The organism is Clostridioides sp. GD02377 (assembly GCF_045899875.1).
GTDB lineage: Bacteria > Bacillota > Clostridia > Peptostreptococcales > Peptostreptococcaceae > Clostridioides > Clostridioides difficile_A.
Genome location: NZ_JBJODA010000002.1, coordinates 141,901 through 155,139, shown reverse-complemented (window position 1 = coordinate 155,139; position 13,239 = coordinate 141,901). Strand labels below are relative to the sequence as shown.

Genomic DNA, 13,239 nt, shown 5'->3' with positions numbered 1-13,239 from the left:
TATATTTTTTATAATATATTTTATAATTTTATTTATATTATATTTTTTGTTTTTCTGTTAAATTATAGTACTTGTTTATCTCCTATAACTTTAAAAATACTTTTTTTAATTATTTACAATGCATTTTCATTCCTTTTATTTAGCTACATCTTTACTATTTTTATAAGATTACTATTCATGTCTATTACTATCTTCAATAAATATTTAACATTTTATGTAAAATTTATAAAAAAATGTATATAAATTTAAATAAGTGACTATACTAAAAACATGATACGGATAACCAATAAGTTCAACCTATCTCCCCCAAAATAGAATGAGTTACAGTTTCCCCCAACTGTAGCTCATTTTCGTGTAATTTAATAGTTTAATCTATCTCATTATCTCTACTTTTTATAAACATTAATTTTCCATTATTTATTCCCCATAACTCATCAGCATATAAAGCAATTCTATCCAAAGTTACATCTATTATCAAACATTTACTTAATAAAGAATAATTAACAAAACCTCTTCTAAAAACATAACATATATTAAACAAGCTCTTGATTAAAACTTAAGCTTGTTTAATAAAAAATAAAATAGTTTATTAGATAAGGAGTTTTTTTATGCCATTCATGGATTTATCAGAATACATTGAAGGTGCAAATCTTAAAGTTAAAACTAAAAATGGTGAAACTGTTAAAAGAATATATTTTAACAACTCTGCTACTCCATTAGTTTTAAAAAACGTGGTAGATAATTTAAATTGTGAGATTCCTTGGCTTACTTATATCAATGCTCCAGGAATAATCTCAGAAAAAAACACTTTAGAATATGAGAATGTACGACATACTATTCTCAAGCTTATTGATGGAGATAAAGAAAAAGACTCTGTTATTTATGTGAAAAGTGCTACAGAAGGAATCAACTTATTAGCAGAATTTTTTAAGAAAGAAAATTCAAATAAACTTGTTATTACTACAGCAATGGAGCATATGGCTAATTATCTGCCTTTTAAAGTTAATTTTCCTACAAAGGTTGTTGGAATTACAGAAAAAGGAGAACTTGATTTGTGTCAATTAGAAAATGTGCTTAAAAATAATGCTGGTAATGTATCTCTTGTTACAGTCACAGGTGCTAGTAATGTTACAGGTATAACCACTCCTATATATGAAATAGCAAGAATGGCTCATAAGTATGGTGCCAAGATATTAGTAGATATTGTTCAAGTAATTCAGCACAAACCTTTTTCAATGATGCCATATGAATGTGATGAGCATATAGATTTTATTGTTTTTAGTGGGCATAAATGTTATTCCCCACTAAATGGAGGTGCTCTAGTAGGCCCTAAATCATTCTTTGAAAAATTTACTCCTGCACTATATGGCTCAGGTTCTACCAAGTTTGTATCCGATGACAAAATAATATATGCAAATATCCCACAGCGTTTTGAAGCAGGATATCCAGAATATTTTGGAACTCTTGCAATGGGAAAAGCACTAAATACTTTAAATAAAATTGGTCTAAGCAGAATTTCAAGATATGAAAGAGAATTATTTTTATATACTAAAGAAGAATTGAAGAAAATACCCAACGTGATAATATATGGAGATAAATCAAACAATGTAATTATCCCAAATATATCTTTCAATATAAGTAATATGTATTATAAAGATGTCGCAAAATATCTAGTTAATAACTTTGGAATAGAAACTGGAGCTGGATTAGTAGGAGCAGATATTTATGTACAAAGACTATTAGGTATAAGCCCAAAAGAAGCATACATCAGATTTATGAGGGAAAATCCTGTAGGTCTTGTTAGGATAAGTTTAGGAATGTACAATACTTTTGATGAGATAGATAGATTTATATATGCTATTAAAACTTTGGCTTTTAAATAAGATTTTTCTATTCTTTTTCAGCAATAGATAAAGATTAATCTTATTGCCACATAAAAAATGAACTATATCAAAATACTTTTAATCATCAAAAGAGATACATTTTTTATACAAAATCTATATAATATTCAATGTAAAAAGGTGAATTTATCTACTAGAATTCACCTTTTTACATTGAATTTTTATTTTTAATAACCTTTCCTTTTTCTTTTATATAAATAATATATCATTAGATAAATATAAACAAAAAAACTCACTGTGATGAGTTTTTTGTTTGCATATGAGATTTATTTTAATTACATATATGATTCAACTTTCTTTTTCAAATTATCTTTAGGTATGAATCCTATTAATCTATCTACAGGTTTTCCATCTTTAAATATTATTACAGTTGGTACTGTAGATACTTCAAATTCTTGAGCTAATTCTATACTTTGGTCTATATCCACTTTAAAAAAATTTGCTTTTTCAGCCATCTCATTTCCTAATGCTTCATATACTGGTGATAACATCTTACAAGGTCCACACCAAGTTGCGAAGAAATCTACAACCACTAATCCATCTTTATTTTCTACTTCGTTTATAAATTCATTGTTATTTATTATTTTTGACATAACATATATCTCCTTTATTGTTTTCTTGATATTAATATACTACGACCCATGTAACAGTTCAATTAGTCACTTTTTTGTAACTACTCATTTTTAATGATTTTAATCTTACACCAGGTATAATTGTAATGTTAAATATTTATACTATAAACTTTTATTTTTCACTTAATTATAGTTGACATTTCACTATTTAAGTTATAAAATCTAATTAATAACTACCTATGTAGTTACTAATATTTTATAAAAGGAGTTTACCTATGGATGATATAGTTAATGAGTTACAAAATATAGGATTTACAAAATATGAATCTCAAATATACATAGCATTATTAAAAGAAAATCCTTTAACAGGATACGAGATAAGCAAATTATCAGGTGTCCCACAATCAAAAGTCTATGAAAATATAACAAGACTAATAAACAATAATATAATTATCAATGTTGGAGCTGACCCCATTAAATATGTACCTATAAATCCTAGTGGATTATTAAAAAATAAAAAAGAAGAATTTAATAATTCTATAGACAAACTAAATGATAACTTACAGGTATTAAATAAAGGTAAGAATATAGAATATGTTTTAAATATAAAAGGTGATAAAAATATCTTAAAAAAAGCAACAGAAATGATAAATAATGCAAGTCAAGAGATTATAATTTCTTGCCCCTATGAAGAAATTCTTGAACTAAAAAATGACCTTCTAGTTGCTTGTAAAAAAAATATTAATGTTGAAATACTACTTTTAGAAAATAAAATGCTTGAAGGTCTAAGTAATGTTCATATTCATGGAGGAAATGATACTACACTTGAAAATAAAAAACTTTACAAAGGAATGATTTTAATTGTAGATAACAATGAAATATTGACAGGAAACTTATCTGAAGGAAGTGAAGCTATTTCAATTTGGACAAAAAACTCTAATATTTTATATATTGGAACTCAATACATAAAACATGAAATTTATATTTCAGAAAAAACAAAGGGAGGTTTCAAAAATGAACAAAATTAAGATTAAACAAGTTGATGCTTTTACAACTGTACCTTTTGGTGGAAATCCTGCTGGTGTAGTTACTGATGCATCCAATATTTCTGATGAAATCAAGCAAAATGTGGCTAAAGAAATGAACTTATCAGAAACTGCATTCGTTTCAAAATCAAATGTAGCAGATTTCAAAGTGCAATTCTTTACACCTGGTTTAGAAGTTGATTTATGTGGTCATGCAACAGTAGGAGCTTTTCATGCACTTTTAGAAGAGGGAAAACTTGATACTAATAAAAATATATTTTATCAAGAAACAAAAGCTGGTGTGCTATCTGTAGAACTTAAAGAAATAGATAATGAAAATATATTTATGATGGAGCAAAATTCTCCTGAATTTGTAAATTTAGATAACTACAGAAAAGAACTTGCGAAAATGATAGGTGTAAATGAAGATAGACTTCTTGAATATCCAATTATGAAGGTAAATACTGGACTTTGGTGGCTTATATTTGGATTAAAATCTTTAGATGATTTAAAAAATATTTCTCCAGACTTAAATGAAATCAAAAAATTTAGTGGTGAAAATAACATAATTGGTATAACTCCATTTTGCATAGAGACTATAGATAAAAAATGTGACTATCATTTAAGATCTATTGCACCATATGTTGGAGTTACAGAAGACCCTGTATGTGGAACTGGAAATGCTTGTGTATCATCTTATATAGTACAACATAATATTTTAGAAAAAACTAGTTTTATTGGTGAGGAAGGTAATTTTATAAACAGACCTGGAAAAGTATATGTAAATATAGAAAAGGAAAATAATAATATATCTTCTGTAAAAATTGGAGGAAGTGCTTATACTGTTTTAAGTGGAGAAATTATGTATTAATCCTTTATCTAATTTAATAAAAAAAATACTAGTCAATTAAGACTAGTATTTTTTTATCTATTTTCTAATAAATTTACTCTAATATATATAATAATATCATACTTAAGAGCAAATCTTTTTATTATTAATTAGTTACAAATCAACCTAATACAATATGATTACTGTAGATTAATCTATATAAAATAATAATTATTTATTGATTATTTATCATCCTCAACAAGTTTACTTAATGTCTTATCAGATAAGAATAATAGTATAGCTGCAACAAATAGTATTACTGGAATTACAGTGTATACCTTAATCATATCAAATTTAAGAGTGAATGCATATATATATCCATATCCTTGACCAGCTAAGAAAGTTGCAAATGTCCATACTCCCATAAGAACACCTAGAAGTTTCTTAGGTGCATACTTACTTACGAAAGAGTTTCCAAGTGGTGAGAATAACATTTCTCCAAAACTTAGAAGTATACCAAACATGATTATCCATATTATACTAGCTTTAGCAGTTTCAGGAGCTCCAACACCTCTTGAAAGTTCTGCTCCAACAAGCATTAAGAATGCAAGACCTAAGAATGTTAATCCAAGACCTGTCTTTTTAAATAAACTTATATCTCCTTGTGGTCTACTAGCAAGTTTGAACCATAATGCTCCAAGAACTGGCCCTAATACTATACATACAAGTGCATTTAATGAGTCAAACCAAGCAAGAGGAATCTCAAACCCTCCTATAGTCATGTCTACAAATGCTGCACCATAATCATAAACTGCAAGATAAGTTAAGTACCAGAATAACCAGAAAACTACAGAGAAGAATGAAATAAGTATAATAGCCCAAATTCTCTTCTTATCCATACCTGTAAGAGGCGAATTATCTTTTGCTTCAACTTTTTCAGCAACTACACCTTCTTTAAATGGTCTCTTTCCTGCATTTCCAAGGAATCTCCATCCATATGTGAACCATATAGCACCTATTACACAAAGTACAGCTGCTATGAAGAAACATTGAGAGAATCCAAGCACACCATTTTTTGCAAATGTCTTAGCATAAAGTATCCCAACTGCTGTAGTTCCAATAAAAGAACCTATGTTAACAAAAGAATACTGTACTGAGAATGCTGTATCAAGCTCTTCTTGATTATCAAAAAGCTGTCCATTTACTGCTGATACGTTTCCTTTAAAGAACGCAGTACCAATTGAAACTAATATTATCATTGCATTTACCATAGAAACTGTAGTTGCAATAGAACCAAGATAATATCCTATTCCCATGATAAGCATACCTATAGGTATAGTATACCTAGCTCCTATCCATCTATCTGATATATATCCCCCAATGATTGGCGCAAGATATGTGAATGCAACAAGGTTAGCTTGCATTATAGCAGCTTGCCCCTTATCTATTCCAAGACCACCATGAATTACAGCTGTTGTAAGGAATATATAAATTAAAAATTTCGCAGAATAATATGCTGCTCTTTCAAATGAGAAAGTTGTAGAACAGATATAAAATCCTATAGGGAATTTACCCTTCTTATTTACTGTTGTGCTCATAAGTTTAAATCCTTTCTTAATTGTATTTTTATATTTTTACGTTTTATCCAGATTCTTTCTTTTTAATGAAAGATATGGTGACATTGTTTTGTAAAACAATTTGTAATAATTATTAAGATAATTGCGTTTTTATTTGTAGAGTTTATCTTTTCATGGAACAAATTTAATATGCTTTTTAATTATAAAGTTAAATTATATAAATTCATTATTTTCAGATATATTTATAAATCATTAGATTCTTACTTAAAACCATGAAAAAATCTTCACCATAGCAATTCTTATTTTTTTACGTGATAGTATTTTACAAACTAAATTCCTCCTTTTGTGGCGACTTATATAATTACATTTAAGTGCTTTTTTAAAGGAGTCTCAAATAAAGCAACATATATTTATTAAAATAATGTTTTTATTTACTTTTTAAATCTATATATTACTTCATCTAACCAATTCTCAACTTAAACAAATAAACTACTATCTATTCACAGATTAGATTTATTTCTTATAATTAAGCTTATACTAAACACTGTGAATCTAAACATAAAAACTGTTACTTTAAAGTGATTATCAACATATTCGTTTTAATAATATTAACTGAAGCTATGTTATGTATTTATAATGTATTTCACACAAAAATGCCTCAATTTGAAAACTTTTTCACGAATATTTATTTTTCACCTCCCCTATTTATTTCACCATGTAAATCGTACCATAAATATATACTTATATGCAAGGAAAAAATCGATTAATCGACAGTAAATAATTAGAAAAATTTAAATTATATTTGTCAAGTATATTATATAAAATATTTTGTATGGAAATATAAGTTAAATCAACCTCTAGAATGTTTTTTAGAAATGAAATTTTGACCTTTTTATTAGTTTATTTATTTCTTAAAATAAGCTTTTTGTATTCAATATATAATAAGCAAATCATACATTTCAAAATAGATATATTTTCTAAAAATAATATCAGTAAATAAGATATAAAAAAATTCAAATTGAATTTAAGAAATTTATTACGTTAATTAAATAACTGTTATATATTTAATTAACTTAATAGATTTATTAAATTTTCAAACTTATATATACTTTATCTTCTAAAAATGATTTCTTATCTTAAATTTCTAAATGTAGATAAATACAATTATTCCAAGTATATTATAAGTAATCTAACTAAATACGCCTAATAAATATTCTTTTAACAATATTGAAGCATTTATAAATAATTATATTTATTTATTATCTTAATTACACTTTAACTAAAAAAGAAAAAGTTTATTTAAAAACAAACTATTTAATCATTCCATATTACTCTAATAAAATTATTAACAAATTTTGTACAACTATAATTTTTCAAGTTATACTGTAAATATACAGTAATTTTCTTAATTATAAGTTTCATCATATATTTAGTCTTATTTTGTCGATTATATTTTTTTAAAAACATCCTAATCCAAAAACACTCTATTACAATAGATTTTCATATATAAAAAATAGTTCCTAAACAAATAACTATAAATGAAATTTAAATAAGATGGATTCTATTCAATATAGTATCCATCTTATTTGTTTAAAATAAAAAAATATTTGATAATATTATACAGTTTTTAACCTAGATAAACCATCATACTATAAATCCAAGTAGCTAATTTTATAAATTGATTAAAAACAACAAAAAAATATTTATAAATGTATATTTTAAAATTAATTTTATACTTCATTTTACCTTTTGTGTTGAATATTAATTTTTTCAAATTTATTACAGTCTATATTTAAATTATGTATAATTATTTTAAATTCAATATTTTTTATGTTTTAATACTTACAATCTAAATTATATTCTGCTCGTATTTTTTAATTATATTTTATTAGATTATGATTTTTAAATAAAAGATACTATAAAATACTTTATTGAGGTATATGACTTGATATATATGAACTAACTTCATCAGGAGAGATATCTAAAATAGTTGCAAATTCTTCATTCAATAATCTTTCGGCTTCTTTCATTATATTGTCATCTGCTTGATGTGTTTTTTTACCAATAGATTTTACATACTCTTTATTATCATATATACTTCTTATTAGTTTTATTAACTCTTCACATTTACCATTTCTAAGTATTTTTTTAAATTGCTCACTTCTTGTTTTTTCATTGTCTATCCATAGTGTATCCATATTAGGAATATCATTTATTAATGAAATAACATTAATTTTAGAAAGTAACTTTCTCATTGGTACTTTCTCATTATCTACAGGAATTTTTATTACTGTGTTACTAGAGTAAATAGGGCTTAACACATAATACTCTTTTTTTATTCCTTTTGTAATCTGTTCGTTTGTTATATCCAGGACTTTACATACTCCTGTCATACCATACATTATATAATCATCAACCTTAAACAAAAAACATCACCATCCTTAATAAAAAATAGCTTTGGCAACTGAATTCATCTTGCCAAAACTATCTGCTATATATTATATTTTAACATATTTTGGGACTTTAATGTGAATAAAACTTATATTATTAAAATAAAAAAATACATTAACCACTAGTTAATGTATTTTTTTAGATTTACATCGCAAATATAAATTAAAATAGTTTATATTTTATGAGTACTTATAAAATTGGAGCTTGACTATTCATTGAATATCCATCACTTCTTACATCGTTTATCTCTAATATTTCATTCTTTATTTCAACTTTAGTAAGTTTCTTAACTGCTCCATAAGACTCTTTCAATGAAAGTTCATCTCCCCTTCCAGAAATAACCCATAAAATCTTGTACCCTTTAGGTACTACTTGTAGTTTACTTTCACCTTTCCCATCAGTAAAATAAACTAACAAATTAATCTTTTTATTATTGGCATATTCAAATACTGGAGAAAATCTAGTACCTCCACCTATACTAATTCTATCTTTTAGGTCCTTTTCGTTTCTCACCTTGTATACACGTCTAATTTCGTTATCACATTCTATAACCGTAATTTCATGACTATAGTTTTTCACAATATTGAGAACTTCTTTAATCGCTTGTTTAAACTCTTCATCACTGATACTTCCACTTATATCAAGAGCAACTGCTATTTCTGCTTTATGACTTCTAAGCTCCCCTCTCAGGTCTAATCTATTTGGTTGTCTTCTATTTCTTCTTGTTATAGTCTTCTTTTTATTACTTTCAACTGTACCCATTATCCTATTAAGATACAAGTTCCATGGCAATTCACCTTTACTATTTTTAATTGATGATATCATACTTTCTAAGTAAGCAGGAATTTTACCTTTTTGAGAACTATTAATAAATTTTTCAGTAAATTCTTTAAGAGTTTTTTCATCTATATCATTAGATTCTTCCCAAATATTATGAGTGTTTTCTGGACTATATTCAGTTTCTATATTTCCATATTTATCACTATCATCTTCTTCACCATCTTCATCCTCTTCTAGTAAATCTAATTCTGTTTGAATTTTTTCTACATAATATTCAAAAGTCTCATATGGCTCAAGTTTTAAGGAATATTTTAAATTTACCCATTCCAAAGTAGTTGCATATGGTGGCAAATTAGTTAAGAATTTATTTACTACTATGTCCATTGCCATATTGATAGCTAATGTGCTGTACTTTCCTTTTAATTCCTTAGCTCTCACCAAATGCATAGATAGTATGTGATGAATTTCATGTTTAATTGTAGTTTCCATTTGCTCTATATCAAGTGTTAAAAAAATCATTGGATTAAAGTATATAACATATTTAGCTCCTTTAAAATTTACACCTGTAGGGCTACTTATATCAAATCTTATCTCTCTTGACATCTGAAACAAAAAATATCCATAAAAATTATCCTTTTCTTCCATAAGACTTAAATTAACTTTATCTATAAGATTAAAAAACTCATACTTAAAATCTTGTGGTATATCTACATCAAATTTCTCATTCGCACGATTTGCCTTTAGCATAGAATGAGTACTTATAATTTCACTTGCTTTATTATAAAGTTCTTTTGCTTGCTTATCAAAATAATTTTCCATACATTATCCCCTTATTAGACTATAAGATTCAAAATATGATTTTACGAACTCTTCATTTTCTATGGCTTTTTTATACACTTCAGTATAACTGTTTCTAATATCCTTCATAATTCCTATCATTAAGTCTACAGGATATACTTTTAAAAATTCAATAAATCTATTAATATATTGATTTGATTCATATTTATCATTCTTAATATTTAATTCTAAGTTTTTTAAGATATTCATAGCTGATAGATAAAGCCTTGTATGACTTTCATCTTTTACTCTTTCTATAATAGAATCATCCATAGATTCTCCTAAAAAAACATCTTCATAAGATATTAATGGTTTAGAATCTGATTCAATAAAACTTATAAACTCTTCTGCAATAACCTTACCTATATTCCCTTTTATAACATTTAAAAATACTGCTCTAGGAATTGAATTGTTTTTTTCTTTATAAACTTTATAAATTTTAGATACTCTTTCATAACTTCTAGGAGTTGCTCTTACATCATCTTCATTTATTTTATGAAGATATTCTGGAAAAGTAGAAATAAATTCTATAACTTCTCTTTCAATTCCTTCATCAACTGCCCACTTTAACCATTGTGTATGCTCACTCTCCATATTCAGCCAAACAAATCTATTTTCTTGGGCTGCATCCATATCCACAACTTGATAATCAAAGTCTGAACCATATTTACTTGATGGGTTCATTGCTGCCAAAATCTTTACATCATCATGCAACTTATATCCATTAATCTCTCTATTCAAAATTAAATTCATAAGTTCTTGTTGCACTGTATGTTCACAACGATTTATCTCGTCTATAAATAAAAGAACACTCTTACCTTTAGATATCTCTTCATCAATTTCTCTTAATTTGTTATGAACAGCATATACTGTTGTTTTCTTTTCAATCTTATATCCATTTGAATTAACTCCTACATAAGATTCTATAGTTGGAAGACCACCTATTTCACCCTCTTTAAGTAGGTTGCCATCAATAACAACTAAACTCCAATTATTTTCTTCAGCAAGTTTTTTTGCTAAAGCTGTTTTTCCTATCCCACTTTCTCCCACTATTAAGGGAACTTCTCCAGTGGATAATATTAAGTCAACGCTTTTTAATGTGTCTATAAAATTCATTTTTCTCTCTCCTACATAATCTTTAATTTCTCATCCACAGCTATTTTTTTTGCTGTCTTACTTCCATACTTATAAATAAACATAATTTTATCTATTGGCAGATTTTCACTATTCCTATCTATAACACTACAGTTTAAAAAATCTCTAACATATTTTTCTTCAACATTTTCCTTTGATAATACGTCTTTTAATACTCCCTCTAATTCATCTTTAGATATTTTCTTTATAATATATTTAATCACTAAAATGTTAACTTTCAAAAACTCTAACATTTTATTCTTATCTAAATCAGTTATAAAGCCAATAGCTGCTTCATTATTTTTTATAGCTATAATTTCTGCATTATAACTAGGTGATTCTATATATCTTAATGCATCATAACTTATTCTAACTGCCTCTTCTTGTACACTTTCATAAGGCTCTTTTATAAATTTTATTGAATCATAATTTTTTCTTACTGCTAATAATTGCAGTTCTTCACTTGGATTTTTAGCATACTTAATAGCCCATCCAGCTTGATTTATAGCCATCTTAATAACTCTATCAGTTGGATTTTTGATATAGTCTAGTATACTCCACCCCTCATTTACTGCTTTTATCATCATATCTTCAGTTGGATTATCTACAAATTTAATCGCCCTAACATTATTATCTATTGCTAACTCTTGCATCTCTCTAGTTGGATTATTTATATATTCTAGTACAAGCCCATTTTCTTTGATAGCTAGTAGTTTCATTTCATCAGTTGGATTATTTAAAGTAGATATAATATTAGGATTATTTTTTATCATTTCAATAACTCTTGATTTTTCCATAATATGCCTTTCTCTCTATAATTATTTTTATCTCTATACTAATTATAATAATCTATTCCTATTTATATAATTGTTTCTTATTATAATTAATATACTTTTTAAGCAAATTTAAACAGAATAATTATACCAATATATAAAAAAATTTCTAAAATACAGTAAAATTAAATACATATACATAAATTTAATTCCATTATCTGTAAATCTAAATAAGATTTTAATACTTCTATTAATAATAAAAAAAGACTAGACAATATGTCCAGCCTCTTTTTTATATAAATTCACATTATTTTTAATCGTTAGCATCTATCCATTTAGTTAAAACTTCTATATATTTATCATTTTCTTCAACAAATGGCATATGTCTTGAATACTCAAATAACTCCCACTTACTATTAGGAATTCTATCATACATAGTTTTTGCAATGTATGGTGAACATAAATCTATTGCTCCACTAGTTACTAAGCAAGGTTCCTTGATTTCATGTAATCTATCTGTAAACTCATATCCAGAAAGTGTCCCTGTAGGCGAAAATTCATTTTGTCCCCATCCTACAATATATGCTTCAGAACCTGATTTTTTAGGTCTTCTTAGGCATTCAGGAGAATCTTCTGTTACTTCACCTGCACAATACATTTCCATAAATTTTTCTAGCGCATCATTATATTCCTTGCTAGAGTAATCTCCAGTATTTACTGCATCAAGCAATGCTTTTTGGTCAGCCTCATCCATATATGAGATTCTTCTTTTTTGTTCTTTCTCCCAAAGCTTTGCAGAAGAAAGAGTAGATGAAAGAATGTATGACTTGATACCTTGTGGTTTATACTCAAGAGCATACCAAATAGCCTGCATACCTCCCCAAGATTGACCTAATAGATGAATTTCTTCAAGTCCTAGATGCTTTCTCAGTTCAATAAGCTCCTTTATCCAAGTGTCAGCATTAAATAACTCAGGATGCCCTTCTACAAATGAATTTCCACAACCAATTTGGTCATACATTATTACTTGTCTACCACTCTCAGCTACCTTATCCAATACTTCAAAATAGTTGTGTGTAGAACCTGGTCCTCCGTGAAGTAGTACTAATGGTTTCTTCCCTTCAGTGTTTTCTCCTACTATACGATAATAGGTTTTAAAACCTTCAAAAGGCATATATCCTTCAGTAATTTTCATGTTTATCTCCTCCAATTTGCTATTATGAACAATAATTATGTTCATTAATATGGCTATTTAAAGCTTATAATACACCTTTATTGATGTATTTTAATCTTTACTTTTGTGTTCATAAATAGTATAACATAAAAGAAAAAAATCTCCATACCAAATCAATTATAAAAT

Annotated in this window: 10 protein-coding genes; 3 read left to right on the top strand and 7 right to left on the bottom strand. The window is 26.4% G+C overall.

The window, feature by feature from the left end:
- Window positions 1-608 precede the first annotated feature (608 nt).
- On the top strand, window positions 609-1,883 hold the full coding sequence (locus tag Q3304_RS02510; protein ID WP_407815167.1) for an aminotransferase class V-fold PLP-dependent enzyme: 1,275 nt from the start codon (window positions 609-611) through the stop codon (window positions 1,881-1,883).
- 293 nt (window positions 1,884-2,176) lie between these two features.
- On the opposite strand, the gene trxA is transcribed toward Q3304_RS02510, so the two are convergent.
- Window positions 2,177-2,494 (bottom strand): thioredoxin, encoded by a 318-nt coding sequence (gene trxA / locus Q3304_RS02505; RefSeq protein ID WP_407815166.1) that lies wholly within the window; start codon window positions 2,492-2,494, stop codon window positions 2,177-2,179.
- Between the two features lie 254 nt (window positions 2,495-2,748).
- Here trxA and Q3304_RS02500 point away from each other — a divergent pair, with 254 nt between their 5' ends.
- Window positions 2,749-3,501, top strand: a complete 753-nt coding sequence (locus Q3304_RS02500; protein ID WP_407815165.1) for a TrmB family transcriptional regulator — start codon at window positions 2,749-2,751, stop codon at window positions 3,499-3,501.
- Complete coding sequence (locus Q3304_RS02495; protein ID WP_407815164.1) at window positions 3,488-4,369, top strand: PhzF family phenazine biosynthesis protein; 882 nt, start codon at window positions 3,488-3,490, stop codon at window positions 4,367-4,369. The genes Q3304_RS02500 and Q3304_RS02495 overlap by 14 nt, the downstream gene beginning before the upstream one ends.
- 200 nt (window positions 4,370-4,569) lie before the next feature.
- Here Q3304_RS02495 and Q3304_RS02490 read toward each other — a convergent pair whose 3' ends face one another.
- The 6 genes from Q3304_RS02490 to pepI all read right to left on the bottom strand — a co-directional run bounded on the left by Q3304_RS02490 (window position 4,570) and on the right by pepI (window position 13,074).
- On the bottom strand, window positions 4,570-5,925 hold the full coding sequence (locus tag Q3304_RS02490) for a peptide MFS transporter (protein ID WP_054271554.1): 1,356 nt from the start codon (window positions 5,923-5,925) through the stop codon (window positions 4,570-4,572).
- A 1,907-nt stretch (window positions 5,926-7,832) separates the two neighbouring features.
- The gene (locus Q3304_RS02485) at window positions 7,833-8,330 is read right to left on the bottom strand and encodes a CarD family transcriptional regulator (RefSeq protein WP_054271555.1); all 498 of its coding nucleotides are present in this window, start codon (window positions 8,328-8,330) and stop codon (window positions 7,833-7,835) included.
- Between the two features lie 214 nt (window positions 8,331-8,544).
- Window positions 8,545-9,954 (bottom strand): VWA-like domain-containing protein, encoded by a 1,410-nt coding sequence (locus Q3304_RS02480; RefSeq protein ID WP_407815163.1) that lies wholly within the window; start codon window positions 9,952-9,954, stop codon window positions 8,545-8,547.
- Window positions 9,955-9,957: 3 nt separating this feature from the next.
- Complete coding sequence (locus tag Q3304_RS02475; protein ID WP_407815162.1) at window positions 9,958-11,088, bottom strand: ATP-binding protein; 1,131 nt, start codon at window positions 11,086-11,088, stop codon at window positions 9,958-9,960.
- Window positions 11,089-11,099: 11 nt separating this feature from the next.
- A complete protein-coding gene (locus Q3304_RS02470) occupies window positions 11,100-11,903 on the bottom strand; it encodes a hypothetical protein (RefSeq protein WP_074179877.1) in 804 nt (267 codons plus the stop codon).
- 289 nt (window positions 11,904-12,192) lie between these two features.
- Window positions 12,193-13,074: a proline iminopeptidase gene (gene pepI, locus Q3304_RS02465; RefSeq protein ID WP_407815161.1), complete on the bottom strand. Its 882-nt coding sequence runs from the start codon at window positions 13,072-13,074 to the stop codon at window positions 12,193-12,195.
- Window positions 13,075-13,239 lie beyond the last annotated feature (165 nt).